The organism is Vibrio sp. DW001, from assembly GCF_029016285.1.
Lineage (GTDB): Bacteria > Pseudomonadota > Gammaproteobacteria > Enterobacterales > Vibrionaceae > Vibrio.
In genome coordinates this window covers 461,587-483,293 of sequence record NZ_CP091976.1, presented here as the reverse complement: position 1 = coordinate 483,293, position 21,707 = coordinate 461,587, and the positions used below count along the sequence as shown (strand labels likewise).

Sequence of the window (21,707 nt, the reverse complement as noted above, 5' to 3'; positions counted from 1 at the left end):
CGATATGGATACGGTTAATACTCGATTCAAGTGGGAAGAAGCCACTGGTGAAGCTAAGTATATTGCCGACCGTCATTACCCGGGACTTTTAGAAGGGCGGTTCTACCGCTCTTCTTGCCCCAGAGGGGTGATTAAATCGGTCGAACTTCCGGAACTGCCAGAAGGCTACCATTTATTTGGTGCTGATGATGTTCCGGGACAAAATGCGCTCCCTATAGTAGAAATAGATTGGCCAGCGTTTGCTTGCACTGAAGTGCGGTATGTTGGTCAGGTTATCTATCTTTTGGTTGGTCCAAACCCAGATGTGATAGAGACATTACTGAATAAAATTAAGGTTGATTACACGCCGTTAAAACCGGCGTATACGATAGAGCAATCTAAAGCGCTTATCGATGGTGCGATTCACTCAACGGACAATGTGCTTGATAGGCACACGCTAACAAAAGGCGATGTCGAAGAGGGGTTTTCCCGTGCAGTGACTATTATTGAAGAGACGTGCAGTACGGGTTATCAAGAACATATCTATCTGGAAACACAAGGCTGTGTTGGTTATCCAAAGGATGGCAAAATTGTTATAGAGGGGTCGATGCAGTGTCCTTTCTATGTTCATCACTGTATGGCGGTACTACTTGGCCATGATAAAGTTCGTGCTATTCAATGCCCGACGGGTGGTGGATTTGGTGGCAAAGAAGACTATCCTGATGTCTTGGCTGGGCCACTGGCTGTCGCGGTTGAAAAACTGCAACAACCTATTCGAATTGTACTGGAGCGTAGCGAAGACATTCAATTTACGTCTAAGCGACACCCGGTAGAATTTCACTACAAAACCGGAATTGATGCCGATGGCAATATTGTTGCTATGGAACTCAACTTTGATATTAATTCAGGTGCTTACCTTAGCCTTTCTGGCATTGTTTTACAGCGTTCTCTCACTACGGCGACCAATGTTTACGATATCCCTAACGTTCGCGTAGAAGGGCATGCTTGGACAACGAACACTGTGCCAACAGGTGCATTTCGTGGCTTTGGTTCACCACAGACGTGCTTTTGTATGGAAACCCATATGAATCATATCGCCAAGCAGATTGGCGAAGACCCAATGGCTTTCAAGCATCGACATTTCCTAAAATCGGACTCGACTACCTTGACCGGCGCGGCTATTTTCGGCGAATTAGTGTTGGATCAAATGTTGGAACGGATACTGAATTTATCAGACTATAACAACAAGGCTGACGCGAATACGATTCTGTCAAATGAGCGAGCGCAGAGACAAGGGCCAGATAACGAAAAACGAAAAGGGATTGGGCTGGCCGTGTTCCAGCACGGTTGTGGTTTTGCTGGAGATTTAGAAGATACGCTGGTACGCGCAAAAGTGCGTCTTCTCAAGTTGGCGGACGGTACTATTCAGATCCTTGCTTCTAATACTGATATTGGGCAAGGCCTAAGCCTGACATTTCGTAAGATTGTCGCTGATACCCTAAATAAACCATTGGATACGATTCAATTAGCGGTGCCAGACACTGGCATTGTGCCGGATTCTGGCCCAACGGTCGCGTCTCGATCAATCTTGATTGTTGGCTATCTGTTGGAGAAGGCAGCCAAAAAAATAAGAGATAATTGGCACGAAGGTGAATCGCTAGAAATCGAAGAGGTTTACCGCAAGCCGGACTATCACGTGTGGGACCAAAATACTTATCAGGGCAATGCGTATCAAGCAACAAGCTACGGTATGAATATCGTTGAAGTTGAGGTCGACATGGCTACCGGCGAAACAGATATTCTCGGTGCTTGGGCAGTATACGATATTGGCCATGCCATTGATCCAGCCGTTTTCAAGGGCCAGATTGACGGAGGTTTGGTGCAAGCACTTGGTTATGGCAGTTGTGAGAAAATGGAGTTAAATGACGAGGGTGTTTTTGCTCAAAAAACAATGGCCGATTATGTCATTCCAACGGCGTTGGACGTGCCGTCGATTGAAAGCGACCTAGTTGATAACCCTTACCCGTATGGACCAAATGGTGCGAAAGGGGGAGGTGAGCTAACCCATAATGGGGGTGCGGCCGCATTTTCAGCGGCAGTAGAATCCGCTATTGGCGAACGCTTATCATCAATACCGGTCACGCCAGAGAAAATATGTCAGGCGATTTGTCAAAGTGAACGAGCACAGAATACTACTGGCGGAGGCAAGGCAAAATGAAGATCGGATTCTATTTAAATGATGAGTTGGTCGAAGTGGACGCGGATCCCCTGCAATCAATACTGCATACACTGCGTATCAATCTCAGTCACATGGCGACCAAAGAAGGCTGTGGTGAAGGGGAGTGTGGCGCGTGTTCAATATTGTTTAATGGCGAATTGGTCAACGCTTGCATGATGCCCATAGGTCAAGCCGAAGGTGGTCAGTTGATGACACTGGAAGGGTTGCGCAAAACAGAAAAAGGATTGTGTGTCATTAATGCGCTTCTTGAAGCAAAAGGCGTACAGTGCGGATTTTGTACTCCGGGTATGGTGCTCGCGTTATATGCCTTACTTGAATCCAACGCCCATCCGAACGAGCTGGAGATTCGGACAGCGATATCAGGTAACCTCTGCCGTTGCACAGGGTACGGGATGATTGTTGACGCCGCTAAAATTGCCAGCGAAAGAGGAGAAGGGTTATGGTAGAAACATATCGTCCGGACACTTTAGAGCAGGCACTGGATAGGCTCGCGGTTGGTTGCCATACGCTTTTTTCTGGTGGCACTGATCTCATGGTACAACACAGCGTCAGACCAGGAATGACGCCGAGTTTTAATCAGGATGTCGTTTTTGTCGATGCAATCCAAGAGCTAAAGCATATTACTAAAACTTGCGATGGCGCTTATTCGAACGGTGATGTAAAAACCGCACTGGTTATCGGCGCAGGGGTGACATTAAACGAGATTGAAAAACACCCCATGGTGCCCAATGTATTACGTCAAAGTGCGGCTAAAATAGCGGCACCTGCTCTTCGTAATCGTGCCACTATGGCGGGTAATATCTGCAATGCTTCACCCGCCGCTGATACGTTGCCTGCGTTATACTTGCTAGATGCACGTGTCGTGCTGTCGTCTGTTCAAGAGGTGCGTGAATTAGAACTTGAAGACTTTATCATTGCTCCGGGACGGACCCAGCTTAGGCAAAATGAGATGCTCACTCATATCATTATTCCGCAAGCTGATTTCCCCGTGACGTTCTACCATAAGGTTGGTACCCGTGCCGCAAATGCACTGACTAAGCTTTCGGTTGCAGGGTTAGCAAACGTTAAAGAAGGCAGATTAGTTGATTGTCGGATAGCTTTTGGTGCGGTTGGGCCGACAGTGGTTCGCAGTCGGCAACTTGAGACTCTATTTACTGGATTACCCATCGAGCAACTTTCAGAGCCAAGTTTTATCGAAGAAGTGATAACCTTGTATGGCAAGATTATTCATCCAATTGACGATCAACGTTCTACCGCTGATTATCGCCTTCAGGCATCTCTTAATCTTTTACGGCGTTGGCTTAGTCAATTAAGTTGCCAATAAGGTTATTGACCATATCAATTTTTCATCGTGTTTTATTGGGGAAGAAAGGGGGGCTATGCCCCCTTTTTCATGCCTGTTCCTTTGCATCCATATTGCTGAACAATGACGTTTTCAAGTTGGAATTACTAAACGTTTTTCACTTGAAACGTGACCTTGTGGTATTGGTATTATCAACTATCACGTTTGATAGATATCAAATTGATAGTGGAAAAATATTATTTTGATAGATATTACTAACGTATTGATAAGCATTCCTATTTGGTGTTTTTTTCTCATCCTGAATTTGTCGATATGCTCAGATTCTATCGATGATTTAGCTCTCATTTCTGCCCCGATTTCAGACGAGGTTCACGAAACGCTTCACTTATTAAGTCCTCGGTCTAGGTTGGCGCAATAGTTGCTATTTTCTTGACTAAGAATAGTTAAAGTATCGTCCAAGGCCTCGCTTAATAAAATAGGCCATGAACTCAAAGATAAGTAGAAATCTAAAGGGTAAGAATAATGATTGAGCACTACTTCAGACCAGACTCTACCGCCCAGGCTTTAGAACTCATGCAGCAATATATTGGCACAGCAACATGGTTCGCCGGTGGTTCCAAGCTTAACGCCACACCAAGTAAAACCGATAAAACAGTCGCTATATCGCTTGATAATCTGGCGTTCGACAATATTGAACAATTCGGTGATGCCATCCACATCGGTGCGATGTGCAAGATTCAGCACTTGATAGACAACGAGCTAGTACCGGTGGCGTTGAAACAATCCGCAAGCTTCATTTACTCTCGGCACGTGCGTAACCAAGCCACACTTGGTGGTGAAATTGCGGCTTTACAGACAGAAGCGCGATTAATACCAAGCCTAATTGCATTGAAAGCACGCGTAGTATTGGCTGATGATAGAGAATGCGATGTCGAAGAATATATCGCTATAGATGCACGAGATTTGATTGTTAAAGTCATTATTCCTGATGTGAACCTCAACTGTATTGGTTACAACATATCGCGCTCTGCTGCGGGATTAGCGGTTGTCACTGCCGCGGTTTCAGTAGACCCCCAAGGGAATAAGATTATTGCACTTGATGGCGTTTCCCCATTGCATAATGGCGCCGCAAAACCTATCCGTTTACGAGATGTTGAAAGTCAAAATCTCAAAGGTGAATTGTTAGAACAAGCGGTAGCGGATGCGGTTCATCCCGTTGCGGATATCATCGGTAGTACGGAATACAAGCGTTACATAGCGGGTGTCGTTGTGGCAGATCTACTGACAGAGTGTCAGCAATTGGCTGAGGAGGCTTAATTATGACCATTCAATTTACGCTAAATAGTCGCCCTCAAGAACTCCAATGTGCTCTTGGTGAAAATGTACAAAAACTACTGCATGGTATGGGGCTGCACTCCGTACGTAACAGTGATGATGGATATGGCTATGCAGGTTCAGATGTCATCTTACTGAACGGAAAGTTAGTGAATGCGTCATTGTTAATTGCAGCGCAACTCGAAGGTTGTGACGTATTTACAGCGGAATCATTAAGCACACACAATAACCTAAACGTAGTTCAGCAGGCGATGATTGATGTCGGTGTTGTCCAGTCAGGATATAACGACCCAGCGGCAGCACTGATTATTACGGATTTACTTGAGCGAATTGCCAATCCTACTCGCGAAGAGATAGATGATGCGCTCTCTGGTCTATTTAGCCGTGATGCTGGCTATCAACAGTTCTACCAAGTGGTCAGTTTGGCTGCAAACCGTAAACATACGCCGGATTACAGTGAAGAAGTGGCACCGGAATTTTGTGATGACTTGGATGTCGTCGGCAAGGTGAGCCCGAAAGACGACTCAGTGAAAATGGTTCAGGCCAAACCTTGTTATGTTGAAGATAGAATCCCTAAAGATGCGTGTGTTCTTAAGGTATTACGCAGTCCTCATCCACATGCGTGGATAAAACGTCTGGATGTCAGTAAAGCCGAAGCGCTAACTGGTGTTGTGTTTGTCATGACGTACGAAAACTGCCCAGACATTCCTTACACGCCTGGTGGTCAAACGGGGCCGGAGCCATCGCCTTTAGATCGACGTATGTTCTGTCAGAAACTACGCCATGTTGGCGACCGAGTTGCGGCCGTTGTCGCGGAAAGCGTCGATATAGCTGAAGCGGCTTTGAAACTTATAGATGTTGAGTACGAAGTACTTAAGCCCGTGATGAGTATCGATGAAGCCGCCGCGACAGATGCGCCAATCATCCACAATGAACCTATTGAGTATCTTGCGGGTGCACCTTCTGATCTCGAAGAACAAAACAGAGATGCTGACCCACGTGAAGGCAAGCTGATTGTTAACTTCCCAATAGGCTGTAAGCCGCGTGAAAATATTGCCGCTTCAGTACATGGTCAAATTGGCGACATCGATCAGGGCTTTGCGGATGCAGACATAATTTTGGAGAGAACGTACGAATCCAAACAGGCACAGCAGGCGCCAACGGAAACCCATATCTGCTACGCCTATATGGATGGCAACCGTCTAGTTATGCATGCTTCTACTCAGGTGCCATTCCATGTACGTCGCCAGATCGCTAGGATCCTTGGCGTTAAGCAAAACCTTGTACACATAATTAAAGAGCGTGTTGGCGGTGGTTTTGGGTCCAAGCAAGATATCTTGGTTGAAGATCTTACGGCTTTCGCTACCTTTATGACCGGACGACCAGTTTACCTTCATTACACTCGTGAAGAAGAATTTATCGCTTGTTCCACGCGTCACGTTGCTAAGGTAAACCTAAAAGTAGGCATGAAAAAAGATGGTACTCTGACGGCAATTGACATGGATTTCCAAGCCAATACCGGCCCTTACGGTAACCATGCTCTTACAGTACCTTCCAACGGCCCTGCGTTATCACTGCCGCTTTATCCAATCGATAACGTGCGTTTTAAAGTGACAACATACTACTCAAATATTTGCCCCACAGGTGCTTATCAAGGTTATGGCGCACCTAAAGGTGTCTTTGCCCTAACAATGATGCTAGCGGAACTTGCTGATGAACTGGATATGGATCTTCTTGATATTATTGAGAAGAACCGAGTTCATGAAGGTGACCCACTAAAAATTAAAGCGGCAGTTGGTGAAGGCGATTTACCGACAGAACCGCCTAGAGTACTTTCGTGCGCGCTTACTGAAGTGTTGCGTCGTGGACGTGACGAGTTCGGCTGGGACACACCGAAAGAAGATCTCGGACCTGACTGGAAAATCGGTCGAGGCGTTGCAATTATGCAGCAAAAATCGGGCATTCCAGATATCGATCAGGCGAACTGTAAAGCTAAGTTGGCCTCAGATGGCACAATGATTGTCCACTCTGGAGGTGCAGATATTGGCACTGGCTTAGACTTGGTCGTGAGCAAGATCGTTGCAGAAACATTGAAGATGCCGCTAGAAGAAGTGACAGTCATCTCTGGTGATACCGATCACTGCCCGTTTGATAAAGGTGCATACGCATCGTCAGGAACATGTTTCTCCGGAAATGCGGCAATGAAAGCGGCGCAAGCAATGCGTGAACGCATACTCATTTGCGGAGCAGAGATGCTTGGTGAGCAGGTTGAAAGTGTCAAACTTGTTTTCCCTGCAACGGTAGAAGCCACAGATGGCAAACAAGTCACCTACGGTGAAATTGCGCATCAAGCTGAAGGTGGTAAGGGTTGGGGGCAGTTACTCACGAGTGGTAGCTTCATTACCTCAGACTTTGCTTTTCCATATGGCGCCAATTTCGTTGAGGTTGCGGTCAATACTCGCTCCGGTCAGATAAAACTGAATAAATTTCATGCCCTTCTCGATTGTGGTACGCCAATCAATCCAGACTTGGCTCTGGGTCAGATCTATGGAGCCAGTATGCGTGCCATTGGTCACAGCATGACTGAGGAGTTGATGTATAACGAGAACGGTGTGCCAATCAATACCGATCTTAAGAGTTACGGCGCACCGAAAATTGGTGATATACCATTAGATTTTCGTGCGGCGTTAGTACCAAGTGATGATCCTGTTGGACCATTTGGCGCTAAGTCAATCTCAGAAATCGGTGTAAATGGTGCTTCACCGGCCATCGCTACCGCCATTCATGATGCCTGTGGTGTATGGATTAGAGAATGGAACTTTACACCAGAGAAGGTACTTAGAGGACTCAACAAACTGTAAATTGAACTAAAAGCGGTTAATTTTCAGGGGATGGGAAATATCCGCTTTTTTAATTTGCGAGTGAGTTGTCATAGCTTGGCTGATACGAACTAATATAGATTTAGTTGTAGTGAAATGGGGTAAGGCAGCACCTAGTTATTTACTAGGTGGGAGCCCCTTGGGGATTTTCTGGCTAGGTTATCGATTCCATACTCGTCCAATCTTTTCGTGGATACTGTTTGACTGAACAGGCACATAAGAAGCCTTAAAGCGCAGTCGTCTGTGAAAAGTCTATAAAATGGATAGTATTGAAATGAAACTCTTTTATAACGTCGAAGATAAGCCTCCTGTTGGAGCCGCAATATTATTAGCTTTTCAACATATGCTCGCTGCTATGGGGGCAATCATTGCTGTGCCTTTAGTCGTGGGAAGTGCAATCGGATTGCCTACCGATCAAATGGTTATTTTGGTCAACGCTGCCCTTATGGTCTCTGGGGTAGTCACGATTGTTCAGTGTAAAGGTGTGGGACCAGTAGGGATTCGTCTACCTGTTGTTATGGGGACAAGTTTTACCTTTGTCGCCATCTCTATCTCTATTGGTTTAGATGCCGGTATTTCAGGTATATTTGGTGCTTCGCTGGTGGGATCACTGGTGATGATTATCGGTAGCCGATTTATGCCTCAGATCCGAAAATTATTTCCGCCGGTTGTCTCTGGTACCGTTGTGGTACTTATTGGCTTAACTATTCTACCTGTTTCCGTGGATTGGTTTGCTGGTGGATTTGTGGGTCAGGAAGAGTACGGTCAGCTTAGTAATCTGTTGTTAGGTCTTTTGGTACTGGTTGTTGTTATTGTCCTATCACAGGTTGGTACCGGCATTATCTCAGCTGCAGCGATTGTAATAGGGATGGCTGTCGGCTATCTGACCGCTATCTTCATGGGCATTGTTGATTTTTCTCCCGTACGTGACGCCAAGTTCTTTGCTTTGCCTGAAATAATGCCGTTTGGCCTTAGTTTTACTGTAAGCGGTATCATTGGTATGTCGATTGCTTATCTGGTCACGATCATGGAATCAACGGGTGATTTTTTAGCACTGAGTGATGCGACTCATACCAAGTTAACGGGTGAGAAGTTATCGAAGGGTATCTTGTGCGATGGTGCCGGTAGTGCACTAGCATCTATGTTTGGTGCCACTCCTTTTTCATCATTTAGCCAAAACGTTGGTATTGTTTCTATTACTGGTGTCGCAAGCCGTCATGTGGTTGCTCTTACTGGTTTCATTATGCTGTTGGCTGGTCTATTTCCAAAGCTGGGCGGTATAGTGGTAACGATCCCTTCGCCAGTACTTGGTGGTGCAGGTTTAGTCATGTTTGCCATGATTATTTCAGCGGGTATTGGCATCCTTTCACGTATTAGTTTTACCAAACGTAACATGTTGATTATTGCGGTAGGTGTTGCCTCTGGCATGGCCGTAACCGTTCGTCCAGAAATACTTACCCACTTACCCGAGTCCTTGAAAGTCATTTTCGGCTCAGGTATCACCACTGGTTCATTGGTCGCACTTGCACTGAATGTTGCTCTAGGCGTTAATCGCGCGGATGAAGCGGAAAGTGCTACCGAAAAACGTGAAGCTTTGGAAGAGCAAATTAAAGAGTGTGAAGTGTGTAATCGTGCTTTGGAAGAAGAAAACTTGGCTCGTCAGAAAGCGTAAATCGGCACTGAATAAACTGGCAAGGAGCCGACTGGTTTCTTGCCATCAATGAATACTTAGAATTCTACATTAGAACTTTAAAATTGGTCTGTACGCTATTTGTGGCCGTCCTGTGATGAGAAACAAATAGATGTGCGTATAAAAAAATTTATAGGGGTAACTATGGAATACTCTCAATCTATTAAGGCAATCCGTGCCTCGTTCATGGATATTGCGCGTGTAGTAGATAAGCCAGGAGATATCGAAGAGAATGTTCGCTTTATAGAAGATGGGTTAATGCTTGTTGATAACGGGCGCATTGAATGGTTGGGTCCTTGGGAAGAGGGAAAAGACAAAGTCCCAGCATCGGTCCGTATTAGAAGCTACCCAGGAAAACTGGTTATGCCGGGCTTTATCGATACCCATATTCACTACCCTCAGGCAGAAATGGTTGGCGCTTATGGGGAGCAATTGCTTGAGTGGCTAAATAACTACACCTTTCCAACAGAAGCTCGTTATAAAGATAAAGAATACTCTCGGGAGATGTCGACATTTTTCATCAAGCAATTGTTACGCAATGGTACAACGACGGCTTTGGTCTTCGGTACGGTTCACCCTGAGTCAGTGGACGCTCTATTTGAGGAAGCTGAAAAAATCAATATGAGGATGATTGCTGGTAAAGTCATGATGGACCGTAATGCTCCTGATTATCTACTTGATACGCCAGAAATTGGCTACAACCAATCCAAAGAACTGATAGAGAAATGGCATAAAAGAGGTCGTTTACAATATGCCATTACTCCACGCTTTGCCCCAACGTCATCTCCAGAACAGTTGGCAATGGCAGGCAAACTAAAAGCCGAGTATCCAGATACATACGTGCATACACATCTATGTGAAAACAAAGACGAGATTGCGTGGGTGAAAGAGTTGTACCCGGAACAAGACGGCTATCTTGATGTATATCATCACCATGGTCTTACGGGACCCAAGAGTGTCTTTGCTCACTGTATTCATCTTGAAGATAAAGAGTGGGACTGCTTACAAGAGACAGATTCTGCCATTGCGTTCTGTCCAACCTCGAATCTTTATCTCGGTAGTGGTCTGTTCAAACTGCAGGAAGCATGGAATCGCAATATAAAGGTCGGAATAGGGACCGATATCGGTGCTGGCACGACGTTTAACCTGCTTCAGACCCTCAATGAAGCCTATAAGGTAATGCAATTGCAGCAGCATAGATTATCCGCTTTTGAAGCTTTCTATCTTGCAACCTTAGGCGCAGCAAACTCACTGTCGCTGGATCATTTGATTGGCAATTTTGAGATCGGTAAAGAAGCCGATTTCGTCGTCATTGACCCCTGTGCAACGCCTTTACAGCAATTGCGTTATGACAGTTCAAAAGATCTTGCTGACAAGTTATTTTTGCTGATGACATTAGGGGATGATCGCAGTATCTACCGAACCTATGTTGATGGTCGTCTCGTTTATGAACGTGGTTAATCCGTCGCCTTTTGACAAAGAATAAAAGAATTTAATAGGTAGTTTAATATACGTGGAATGGAACATTTACACACTTTCTGAGTTGTAAAGGGTATGTCTTATTTTGACGAGTTAATTAATACTAACTCTTTGAACTCAATGACTAACAAGGAAATATCACCATGTCTGAAAATAGTACAATACAAAGTGATCCAGTCAATATACCAAAAGAGCTCGCGCAACAAAGCGGATTAGATGGTTATTTTCAAATTTCGGCTCGCGGTAGTACCGTTAAACAGGAAATGCTTGCAGGGTTAACCACCTTCCTTGCGATGGTTTATTCAGTTATCGTCGTGCCGAGCATGTTAGGCGCCGCCGGGTTTAACCAAGGTGCCGTGTTTATCGCGACCTGTTTGGTGGCGGCGTTTGGTTCTCTGTTAATGGGGTTGTGGGCTAAGTTACCAATGGCGATAGGTTGCGCCATCTCTTTAACCGCATTCACTGCGTTTAGCCTAGTGTTAGGGCAGGGAATAAGTATCCCTGTTGCACTTGGTGCGGTCTTCTTGATGGGGGTTTTGTTTACTGCCATTACTGTGACAGGTATTCGTCAGTGGATCCTTACTAATTTACCTACCGGAATTGCGCATGGTACAGGTATTGGTATCGGCCTGTTCTTGCTACTTATTGCTGCAAATGGCGTAGGGTTAGTTGAGAAGAACACATACGAAGGTTTGCCTGTAAGACTTGGTGAGTTCACTTCTTTGCCTGTACTGATGTCCGTCATTGGTCTGGCTGCAATCTTCGGTCTAGAGCGTCGTCGCGTTCCTGGAGGCATTTTACTCGTCATTATTGCGATCTCTATCTTTGGTTTGGTTTTCGACCCTAACGTAACGTATCAAGGCTTATTTGCTATGCCTTCTTTCGGGGCTGAAGGTGAATCATTGCTGGGTACCATGGATATTATGGGCGCGCTTAACCCGATTGTAATCCCGAGTGTTCTGGCGCTGGTTATGACGGCAATCTTTGACGCGACAGGTACAATACGTGCGGTAGCTGGTCAGGCGAACCTGCTTGATAAAGACGGCCAAATCATTAATGGTGGTAAGGCTCTTACATCGGATTCAATCAGTAGCATGTTTGCTGGTTTTGTCGGTGGTGCACCCGCTGCTGTGTATATCGAATCTGCCGCGGGCACCGCTGCAGGTGGTAAAACAGGGCTAACCGCGACGATCGTTGGTGGCTTGTTCTTACTAATGTTGTTCTTAGCGCCTCTAAGCTATCTTGTGCCTTCTTATGCAACGGCACCGGCATTGATGTATGTTGGTCTACTAATGCTAAGTAATGTCAGTAAGCTTGATATGAGCGATTCTGTAGACGCCTTGTCGGGTCTTATGTGTGCCGTGTTTATTGTACTTACAGGGAACATTGTTACCGGTATTATGTTGGGCTTCAGCTCGTTGGTTATTGGCCGTGTTATTGCGGGTGAATTCAATCGTCTTAATGTGGGCACTGTGTTGATTGCGGTCGTACTCGTTGTATTCTATGCTGGTGGTTGGGCTATCTAAAATGGCGGTATCCGTTCTTTATTTTATAAAGAGGGTGATGGCAGAGTACAACTAAGTGAGATAGAATTTTGACGAAGTAAATGAAAAAATCGGCCTCTAACTGTGTTAGAGGCCGATTTTTTCAATCCAGTAGCGCGTGACTGGAACCATACCCATCTAGAGAATTAACGGAACAACAATATGGATATGATGGAACAGGCACCAATGGACAGCTCACCGACTCTCGATAGAGTGTATTGCGATGTTCGGGCTTGTCGTCGAGACAATATTGAAGCAATATAGTTTTCCGTTTTGCCCATTATTAAGCGTACAAGGACGTCTTGATTGGTCTACGGAGTCATATGCATGTTGATTACAAACCTATTTAGCTTGGTATCTTGGTTTGTGGTGAAGTAAATCATATAAAGTTGTCACTCCTGTTTACAGTGTCACTTAATATCAACTGCTCCTAAGATAGCTGTTTAATTTAATGGATGAATAACCACTTTGAGCTGGATATTATTTACCTTACTCGCTGCTTTTAGTCAGTCTTGGCGTAATGCTTTTCAGAGTAAACTTAGCGCTGAGCTTAACGTTGTTGGAGTGACCTTAGCTCGTTTTCTATGGGCAAGCCCTTTAGCATTGCTTTATCTCGTTTTTCTTTATGTTTGGCAGCCAGCGGGACTGCCTCTCGTGACCAGCGATTCGCTGTTTTATGTATTTGGTGCCGCCATCATGCAAATTGTTGCGACAGCATTGATGGTCGTTCTGTTTAAGCAGAAAAATTTTGCAATTGGGGCTGGGCTAGCAAAAAGTGAAGCGTCCATGGCCGCGCTGATAGGGGTTCTATTTTTTGGTACCTCATTACCGATCTTGGGTTGGGTGGGCGTTTTAATCGGGGGGATCGCAGTATTAATTCTCAGTTGTCCACAAGGCTTCCGGAGCCTATCGAAAAGTACGGCACTATTGGGACTTGCGTGTAGTAGTGCCTTTGCTTTAACGTCTCTTTGGGCCCGTGAGGCGAGCTTAAGTTTATCAGTACCCTTTCCACATCGCGCTGCATGGGTATTATTTTCAGTGATATTTCTGCAAACACTCATCTTGACCAGTTATATGTTGCTGAAAGACAGGGCGACATTAACGGCTATGTTTCGCAAGCCAAAGTTAGTGGTGATGACCAGCGTTGCCAGTTTTGTTGGTTCTTTAGGTTGGTTTAGTGCGATGTCTCTTCAGACGGTACCTTATGTAAAAACATTGGGACAGGTGGAGGTGTTTTTCACCATGCTCATTTCCTTTTTTTGGCTTAAAGAAAGCGTAAAAAGAAAAGACATTATGGCGCTTATTATGATCGCGATGGCGGCCACCTTGGTGATGTGGCAATAATAGCATTGGGTTCAGGTTAATGCGTCTATTGCATGAATGATACCCCGTTTAGGGCTACTTAATACCGGTATTGAAAACGTCCCTTTAGTCGAGGCCTCAGCCATGGAAGCTTGCGCAAGAACCACCGCATCATAGCCTACCTGTTTTTGCTGTACAGCGTCGACAATGGCCATCAGGTACCTCTCTTGTTGGCCTGAAAGAAAATACGACCACGCTTCTTTGACCACGATAAAGTCAATACTAAGCTGTCTGTTTTTTGTAATACATGACTCTTCTAAAAGTGTTTTGGTTGGTTCGATGGTGCTTTCTAGTGCCGCAACGACCAGTATGTATTGGTATTTTTCAACCGCATCGTTCGCCATTGCTCTATCAATACGTTGAAATGAACAATCATTATGAAACGACATTTTTTCGACGACGGAACCTATAGAAGAACAGGTACAAAGAAGTAATCGAGATTGTTCACTGAAAGGCAATAACATTGCATTCAATGACTCAGTCAATGTTGAATCAACGCCGTATTTCTGAGCGTGAAGTAGAAATGATTCATTTACAATGTGATGAGTCTTTAGTTCTGGCGCTAGCTCATCTATTAATATTTGAAAATTGTTAACATGAATCTCGCTGGTATGGAGAAATGTAATATCGAATTTTTTCATAGCGAACACCTAAGGCGTGGTTCCATAATGATTTGTACGTGTGATTTCTATGCTTGACGCTAAAATATAACCCAAATACTCAGGTTCTTAACCTCTAATGGGTAAGCAATGGTCAAAATATCTGAAAATAGTGTCAACAAATGAAGTGTAAAGTTAACGTTACAAGTCGTGTAAAGTGTAAATTTGATATCTTTATTGAACTTTGATTAAAAAAATGGTTGAAGTTATCTTTTTTACTCGATAAGTTACAAGAATAGAGAATGGATGAAGTCAGTTGTATCTATATCAAACTGGCTCACAAATATGAATAGGAATAGTATTAGAAATGCATCAAACTGACGACGTAAGAATTAATAGAGTAAAAGAATTACTTCCTCCTATCGCGGTATTAGAGAAGTTCCCAGCGACCGAAACAGCGGCCACAACGACTTATCAAGCTCGTAAGGCAATCTCCAATATCTTAAACGATAAAGATGACCGTTTATTGGTTGTTATAGGTCCGTGTTCAATTCATGACACTGAAGCGGCACTCGATTACGGAAAAAAACTGAAAGTTTTACGTGATGAGCTAGGGGATCGTCTTGAAATTGTTATGCGAGTTTATTTTGAAAAACCTCGTACAACAGTAGGCTGGAAAGGGCTGGTTAATGATCCATACCTTAATGATACCTACAAGTTAAACGATGGTGTGAGAATCGGTCGTAAGCTTCTTCTCGACCTTACTGATATGGGAATGCCGACAGCGGGTGAATTCTTAGATATGATCACGCCGCAATACATTGCCGATCTTATTAGTTGGGGTGCTATTGGCGCGCGAACGACGGAATCTCAGGTACATAGAGAGCTATCTTCAGGCCTTTCATGTCCAGTGGGTTTCAAAAATGGTACCGATGGCAATATTAAGATTGCGACAGATGCAATTCGTAGTGCGGAGGCTTCGCACCATTTCCTTTCTGTTACTAAATACGGTCATTCTGCGATTATCGAAACGGCGGGCAACCCCGACTGTCACATCATTCTTCGTGGTGGTAAAGAGCCAAACTACAGTGCAGAGCATGTGCAGGCCACGAAATCTCAATTGGCGGCTTCGGGCTTACCGCAAAAAGTGATGATTGATTTCAGCCACGCCAATAGTTCTAAACAATTTCAGCGCCAGATGGTCGTTGCAACAGATATTGCTGAACAGATGGCTAACGGTGAAGATGCCATCTTTGGTGTTATGATTGAGTCGCACCTAGTGGAAGGTCGTCAAGATCTTGTGGACGGAAAAGCCGCTTGCTATGGTCAGTCAATTACCGACGCTTGTATTGGTTGGGATGATACCGAACAAGTACTTCGACAATTGGCTGATGCAGTAGTAACGCGCCGTAAAATGAAGTAGTTAAGTTTAAAAATAAAAAAATCCTGCTTAATAAAGCAGGATTTTTTTATACACGTTATTCATTATCTTTCTACGAATGGATACACCACGCCAGCCTCGTCTAATATTTGATCCATCACTTTCATATTGGCAATGGTTACTTCTGGTCGCATATTGTCAGAAACGATCTGCCCATTCCTTAAGCAACGATGAACTTCATCTACCTGATACTCGAAACCACTTGCGCGCTGTGGTTTGTTGCATTTAAGTACTTCACCAACGTTGGTGGTTAAAGTTGCACTGCGGGCATCCCAAAAATTCCCGTCAACTACAATAGTCCCGTTATCACCGATGATGTGAAATTGATTGTCTAGCTTACTCAAGAAGGTACAAGTGAACTGACTGGTTACGTCGCCATAATCTAACGTCACGGTACAGCGTTCATCAACGCCGGTCTCGCCAACCAAAACCGCGGATTGTATTCTCTCTGGCTGCCTGCCCAATACAAACTCAGAAAGAGCGATATTGTAGATTCCAGTATCGAGAAGGGCACCACCGGCAAGATTGATATCAAAGAGCCTATCGGTTTCATCTTTAGGAGGTTGAAAACCAAATGTAGAGCGTAGGAGTTGAACTTCTCCGATCATTCCTTCTTCTAACCACGTTTTTACTTGGGTCCAGCAGGGTAAAAATCGACTCCATACGGCTTCCATTAAAAAGACGTTCTGTTTTTTTGCTAGATCAAATAGCTCAATACTCTGCTTTGCAGTCACCGTTAAAGGCTTCTCACAAAGCACGGCTTTACCTGCAAGAAGACACTTCTTAACGGTTTCATGATGGTATCGATGAGGGTTGGCGATATAGATTATGTCAATGTCCGGATGTTGGATCATCTCTTCGTAGTCGGCCATGACATGCTGTATGTCATATTGCTTGGCAAAGTGTGTTGCTCGCTCAACATTACGGCTCGCAACAGCAAAAAGATTCCCATCATCGATTGAAGTAAACCCTTGTGCAAAACGATGGGCTATTCGTCCCGGGGCAATGATGCCCCAATTGATCATCTGTTCCATGTCGTTATTGTTGTCCATTTTAAAGAATGTCGTTATTTTGCAGTAATGCGAAGAAAGCGTTTGAGGCTTACCTCAAACAACGGCAACATCAGATCCAAAAAGAGGAATAATTTCTCACCCAATTAATGACATACCTGTCTCGGTGGTGTTTTTAAACAACATGATTGAGACGAACGCTGTAGCAGCGTTTATTCGAGCATTGGTCGTGTAGAGTCAAAAATTTTATTTTCCCATTGATGGGAAAGGGAACCCACTGGGTGGGGTTGATTGCTCTACTTTTAAAGTCTGAGTTGGGAAGGCCACATCCGCTCCGTGGTCATGAATAATCCCCATTACCTTTAATAGTACATCTTGCTTTACCTCGTGAAAGTGCACCCAGTTTACTGTTTTTGTAAATGAGTAGATAAAGAAGTCCAATGATGATGGGCCAAAGGCATTAAAGTTAACGATCAAGGTTTGAGACATATCTAAATCGGGATGATTTTCTAGCATTATCTTTACATCTTTGATGATGCCATCGACTTTGTGCGCATCCTCATATCGCAGACCAATCGTTTCATAAATTCGTCGATTCGACATGCGAGACGGGTTTTCAACAACGATATTAGTAAAAACGGAGTTAGGTACATACAGAGGTCTTTTATCAAAGGTTCGAATGATAGTCATTCGCCAGCCAATTCGTTCAACCGTGCCTTCTATTTGCCTATCTGGTGAACGTATCCAATCGCCTAGTTTGAAAGGGCGGTCGAAGTAAAGCATCATGCCGCCAAAAAAGTTGGATAGTAGATCTTTTGCCGCCAGACCTACGATTAGGCCACCAACCCCGCCAAAAGTGAGAAGACCAGACAGGCTCAAGCCTAAAGTCTGCATGACGGAGAGGACACCCATGATGATGAACAATAGCCTTGCCACTTTAGCTATGGCTTGAACCGTAGATTCATCCCGTTTTTTTTGTTGAAGTACGTATTCTTCTACGTTATTGATAAGTCGGAGGATAATCCAAATGAATATGGCAATAACAAGCAACATTTTGAGCGTAGCTAGCCAATCGAGAGAGTGTTCTATATAGCTCTGCATGACCAAACCGATAGAAACGGTTGCAGGCCAACACCAAAGTAGTGTACTTATCGGTGTTTTTAAAGCACTGATAATTACGTTGTCCCATTGAAACTTGGTTTTGTTCGCAATCACCTCTAGTCGACCATAGATAATCCGCCAAGCGAGCCAAGCAACAAAGCTTATACCTGTAATGAGAAGAACGTCATTACCCCAATCTTGGCTAGGCTGAGAAAAATAAGCTTGTAGTTGCGCAAGTATAGAATCCATTGAGTGGTGACATCCTTTTTGAGTGTAGGGAAAAACTAGCAGATTTTGCGGTTTTTCTCTAGAGAAAGTAACTATTTAGAATTTGTTTGAACTTAACTTATGTTAATGAATGTGAGATCAAGTTAAATTAGGTTGACCTAGGTACAGCAGCTATTGGAAAAAGGGAGAGCTCTCATGATTAGAGAGATCCAAAAGTTAGACTTCGAGCAATTTTGGCCTTGTTTTGAAAAGGTAATCAAAGCTCAAGAAACTTACGCGTTTGACCCTGAAATGACTTATGAACAAGCATACGATTTATGGTGCCAATCCCCACTAAAAACCTATGTTTATATCGAGAACGGCAAGGTACTTGGTTCCTACTACATCAAACCAAATGCTCAGGGGCCAAGTGATCATATCTGCAATTGTGGTTACATAGTAAATGAGAATGTGCGGGGTAAAGGTATTGCTAGGAAATTATGTGTCCATTCAATTGAGATAGCCGTCAATCTCGGATTTGAAGCCATGCAATTCAATTCGGTTGTGTCTACAAATGAAATAGCGGTAAACCTATGGAAAAAAATAGGTTTTTCTATTATTGGTATTATTCCCCACGCATATCGCCATAAAAGGCTTGGTTACGTTGATAGTTATATAATGCATAGGAAACTAACTTAAGGCTATTCACCAGCATCTCTGTCGATACATAATTACTTTCCCTCTCAGTGATGCTGCAACAGACACCTGACTTGCCTTTGCCCACGTTTATCCTTACAAATATCAAGACAAATGGCGCTTAACTGATTTCATCAATTTTTGAAATGATAGACAGTCTAAATGAGAAGGTTGTGGGCAAGTCGCTACATGTTTAAGACTGTCTCGCACTACTTTCAGGCGCTTGATCTGAATATCAATATCTACTGCCTTTTGCGCAAGTAAAGTTCGATCAATAGCTAATTCATCTGACGTATCAAACATCGTTGAGATTTCATTTAGCGATAACCCTGCAATACGTCCCAGTGAGATAATATTTAGTTTATTCAAAACCTTTGGTGAGTATTGTCGCCTTAACCCTTTTCTTCCATTAGAACGAATAAGACCTATTTTCTCATAATATCTTAGTGTTGAAGGAGCTAGCCCTGATTCCCTAGAAACGTCTGCAATATCCATAAAATGTACTATTGACTTAAAGTCGACTTCAAGTGGTATGGTGCTTTTAATATAACAATGTCTAGATAAAATACAAAGTACGGGAGTGATATTGAATGGGAACTTTAATGTGGTTGCAAGCCATATTGATTGGTATTGGTGGCACCTTAACTATGGATATATGGGCTTGGCTGCAAAAAAAAACGTTTGGAATTCCACCACTTAATTATGCACTTGTAGCTCGTTGGCTTGTTTTAATTCCAAGAGGGCAGTTGGTACACCGCCCAATCATGGTGACACCAAAAGTTAGGGGCGAAAACCTATTAGGTTGGATATTGCATTACTTGATAGGTATTGTTTTTGCGTTGATTCATGTATTAATTTGGGGAGAAGTATGGCTAGCAGTTCCAAGTTTCATTCCTGCTTTACTCACTGGAGTTGTAACTTTGGTATTTCCTTTCTGCATTATTCAGCCTTGTCTTGGCTTCGGGGTAGCAGCAAGTAAAACCCCGAAACCTTGGAAAGCGCGATGGTTGAGTTTATTAGCACACAGCGCTTACGGAGTCGGTCTATTTGGGAGCACTTTAGTATTAACGAACTTAACTTAATTTCTAAACAGTATTGTTCATGGCTAAGTGCTATATGATGTATACAAAAATCATTCATCGATTGTTAAATTAACAAAGTTACTAACAAGCTTTTGCCCAGAGCCATGATAGTTTGCACTCTGTCATTCAAATGAAGGATCAGCTTGTTTAGTCCTTCATTGATATTAAACTAAATTGTTTACCGCTCACCAACTGTAGCCCAAACTGTGGCTAAACTTCTCTCCTTTAAAACTTTCATTTTATTGATGCTAAATTGTCCATGATGAATGGTGAATATGTGTGATGTACGTCACATATAAATAGTGAATAATAGCGTTATCGAGTGAGAGGGGCAGTTACCCCAATAAGTAGTCACTCATTTTAACAGACACTTTAAGGGTAAATAAGATGAAAAAATTAACAGTTCTAGCCGCCACGCTACTCGTTAGCGCAACCGCATTTGCCGGTACTCAAACGGTTTATAGTGAAGCAAATCTATCAACAGACAGTTTCTCTTCTAAAGCGGCGGCATATGAAGCCGGGTTTGACTACGTTGACGCATTAGAAACAGCGAGCCATTCTGAATTGCGTTTCAAATTGGCACCCATTGGAGAAAATACGGTCTCTAACCTTAAACTAGACGACACAGCGGTGACAATTGAAGAGTTCTCTGAAGCTCGCGGTGAAATCTCTTACCGCGCTATCGTGAATGTTGATTATCACTTCGACGCCCGTGATAACAACAACGACTAAAATCCCGTAGTTTTAGAATTTGAAAAGCCAACAGATCTCGGTCTGTTGGCTTTTTGTCATTGAGAACAACAAGCGGTAGTACCAGTACTAAAACGAAGGTTCATTGTAAGTATTTTTAATAAGCAAGGCGGTGCACTTCATCTGATAGCATCATCATGATTCTTTTGAATGGAGTGATTAAGAAGTAAAAAACGACGCCTCTTTTCTTTTTGGGAAGGGGCTATGTTGTGTGTGGAGAAGGGACGCTCCTTCCGGAAATGCGCTAGGTGCGACGCTATATCAAAGCCAATAATTGTTCATTCCCTTGAAAAAGGGAATCTACTCAAAGCGTGTGTACAATTGAATTGGTTGTAGATGTAACTCAGAATTGCCCCATTGTGTGTTTCGGGCACTTGATATCTCACTTCATCAAACTACCATTTGACCAAGTTTTTCTAATCAAAGTAATATCTAACGATTATTGATCGATTCATACCCTTTTCTCAAGGCGAGCATTATCGAGAAAGGATTTTGGATGTAACGGTATGGTTTGTGATGAAAATTAAAAAACGCATAGTTGTTGTGTTGTTCTTTGTTCTAACTATCAGTACAAGTACTATATATTATGAGAATTTAGCCCATATATATAAGGTTATTAGAAGTTCAAATAGTTTCCCTAATGGTGTTAAGCTGCCTGAAGGTTACCAACTATTATTTGGTAAAACAGATGGAAAATTAATTATTGTTAGAATTAAAAACAATAATAATCAATATTATACACTAGAAAATGTAAGCTATGACGAGAGTGAATTAGAGATGCAATTGAAACATTGTGATGAACTCGACAACGGTATAATCCTCTGTGCGCTCGAATCTGGGAATACTTTATTATGGATTATCGATGGACGCTCACAACTAACTACAATTGAAACTAGCCCATTTCCACATAAACTTTATCCTAAAGAACTGATTGACTCGATTAGACTTAGAGCCGAGTTTAATGAAATTGTAGTGGATGAATAATAGGTTATAAATTTTGCGGTACCTAAC

18 protein-coding genes are annotated in these 21,707 nt (G+C 43.4%); 14 read left to right on the top strand and 4 right to left on the bottom strand.

The features are described 5' to 3' along the window. Window positions 1-4: 4 nt before the first annotated feature. The 9 genes from L3V77_RS19570 (at window position 5) to L3V77_RS19530 (ending at window position 13,792) form a co-directional block, all read left to right on the top strand. Window positions 5-2,197, top strand: a complete 2,193-nt coding sequence (locus tag L3V77_RS19570; protein WP_275137921.1) for a xanthine dehydrogenase family protein molybdopterin-binding subunit — start codon at window positions 5-7, stop codon at window positions 2,195-2,197. Beyond that, window positions 2,194-2,664, top strand: a complete 471-nt coding sequence (locus L3V77_RS19565) for a (2Fe-2S)-binding protein (RefSeq protein ID WP_275137920.1) — start codon at window positions 2,194-2,196, stop codon at window positions 2,662-2,664. The genes L3V77_RS19570 and L3V77_RS19565 overlap by 4 nt, the downstream gene beginning before the upstream one ends. Further along, on the top strand, window positions 2,658-3,542 hold the full coding sequence (locus L3V77_RS19560; protein WP_275137919.1) for an FAD binding domain-containing protein: 885 nt from the start codon (window positions 2,658-2,660) through the stop codon (window positions 3,540-3,542). The genes L3V77_RS19565 and L3V77_RS19560 overlap by 7 nt, the downstream gene beginning before the upstream one ends. A 501-nt stretch (window positions 3,543-4,043) precedes the next feature. Continuing rightward, window positions 4,044-4,838 (top strand): molybdopterin-dependent oxidoreductase FAD-binding subunit, encoded by a 795-nt coding sequence (ygfM, locus tag L3V77_RS19555; protein ID WP_275137918.1) that lies wholly within the window; start codon window positions 4,044-4,046, stop codon window positions 4,836-4,838. Window positions 4,839-4,840: 2 nt separating this feature from the next. After that, window positions 4,841-7,717, top strand: coding sequence for a molybdopterin-dependent oxidoreductase Mo/Fe-S-binding subunit (locus L3V77_RS19550; protein ID WP_275137917.1), 2,877 nt, complete (start codon window positions 4,841-4,843; stop codon window positions 7,715-7,717). 277 nt (window positions 7,718-7,994) lie between these two features. Next, window positions 7,995-9,407: a nucleobase:cation symporter-2 family protein gene (locus L3V77_RS19545; protein ID WP_275137916.1), complete on the top strand. Its 1,413-nt coding sequence runs from the start codon at window positions 7,995-7,997 to the stop codon at window positions 9,405-9,407. Window positions 9,408-9,569: 162 nt separating this feature from the next. After that, window positions 9,570-10,886, top strand: coding sequence for a guanine deaminase (guaD, locus tag L3V77_RS19540; RefSeq protein ID WP_195706026.1), 1,317 nt, complete (start codon window positions 9,570-9,572; stop codon window positions 10,884-10,886). A 161-nt stretch (window positions 10,887-11,047) separates the two neighbouring features. Beyond that, window positions 11,048-12,430, top strand: a complete 1,383-nt coding sequence (locus L3V77_RS19535; protein ID WP_275137915.1) for an NCS2 family permease — start codon at window positions 11,048-11,050, stop codon at window positions 12,428-12,430. A 486-nt stretch (window positions 12,431-12,916) separates the two neighbouring features. Next, window positions 12,917-13,792 carry a DMT family transporter gene (locus L3V77_RS19530; protein ID WP_275137914.1) on the top strand — a complete coding sequence of 292 codons (876 nt, stop codon included), beginning with the start codon at window positions 12,917-12,919 and terminating at the stop codon, window positions 13,790-13,792. Between the two features lie 11 nt (window positions 13,793-13,803). Here the strand turns inward: L3V77_RS19530 and L3V77_RS19525 are convergent, their stop codons facing one another. Next, the gene (locus L3V77_RS19525; protein WP_275137913.1) at window positions 13,804-14,451 is read right to left on the bottom strand and encodes a hypothetical protein; all 648 of its coding nucleotides are present in this window, start codon (window positions 14,449-14,451) and stop codon (window positions 13,804-13,806) included. Window positions 14,452-14,776: 325 nt separating this feature from the next. Here L3V77_RS19525 and aroG point away from each other — a divergent pair, with 325 nt between their 5' ends. After that, entirely contained in the window at window positions 14,777-15,832 is a 1,056-nt protein-coding gene (aroG, locus tag L3V77_RS19520) for a 3-deoxy-7-phosphoheptulonate synthase AroG (RefSeq protein WP_275137912.1), read from the top strand. A 62-nt stretch (window positions 15,833-15,894) separates the two neighbouring features. On the opposite strand, the gene L3V77_RS19515 is transcribed toward aroG, so the two are convergent. Both L3V77_RS19515 and L3V77_RS19510 read right to left on the bottom strand, forming a co-directional pair. Then, complete coding sequence (locus L3V77_RS19515; protein WP_275137911.1) at window positions 15,895-16,902, bottom strand: Gfo/Idh/MocA family oxidoreductase; 1,008 nt, start codon at window positions 16,900-16,902, stop codon at window positions 15,895-15,897. Window positions 16,903-17,106: 204 nt separating this feature from the next. Then, on the bottom strand, window positions 17,107-18,210 hold the full coding sequence (locus tag L3V77_RS19510; protein WP_275137910.1) for a mechanosensitive ion channel family protein: 1,104 nt from the start codon (window positions 18,208-18,210) through the stop codon (window positions 17,107-17,109). A 174-nt stretch (window positions 18,211-18,384) separates the two neighbouring features. On the opposite strand from L3V77_RS19510, the gene L3V77_RS19505 reads away from it, so the two are divergent. Continuing rightward, window positions 18,385-18,867, top strand: coding sequence for a GNAT family N-acetyltransferase (locus L3V77_RS19505; protein ID WP_275137909.1), 483 nt, complete (start codon window positions 18,385-18,387; stop codon window positions 18,865-18,867). Window positions 18,868-18,969: 102 nt separating this feature from the next. Here the strand turns inward: L3V77_RS19505 and L3V77_RS19500 are convergent, their stop codons facing one another. Continuing rightward, window positions 18,970-19,359: a helix-turn-helix domain-containing protein gene (locus tag L3V77_RS19500; RefSeq protein ID WP_275137908.1), complete on the bottom strand. Its 390-nt coding sequence runs from the start codon at window positions 19,357-19,359 to the stop codon at window positions 18,970-18,972. A gap of 95 nt (window positions 19,360-19,454) precedes the next feature. Here L3V77_RS19500 and L3V77_RS19495 point away from each other — a divergent pair, with 95 nt between their 5' ends. From L3V77_RS19495 to L3V77_RS19485, 3 genes are all read left to right on the top strand, one after another. Next, window positions 19,455-19,946 (top strand): DUF2938 domain-containing protein, encoded by a 492-nt coding sequence (locus L3V77_RS19495; RefSeq protein ID WP_275137907.1) that lies wholly within the window; start codon window positions 19,455-19,457, stop codon window positions 19,944-19,946. A gap of 387 nt (window positions 19,947-20,333) precedes the next feature. Beyond that, entirely contained in the window at window positions 20,334-20,678 is a 345-nt protein-coding gene (locus L3V77_RS19490) for a DUF3316 domain-containing protein (protein WP_275137906.1), read from the top strand. Between the two features lie 531 nt (window positions 20,679-21,209). Then, window positions 21,210-21,680: a hypothetical protein gene (locus L3V77_RS19485; protein ID WP_275137905.1), complete on the top strand. Its 471-nt coding sequence runs from the start codon at window positions 21,210-21,212 to the stop codon at window positions 21,678-21,680. Window positions 21,681-21,707: the final 27 nt, after the last annotated feature.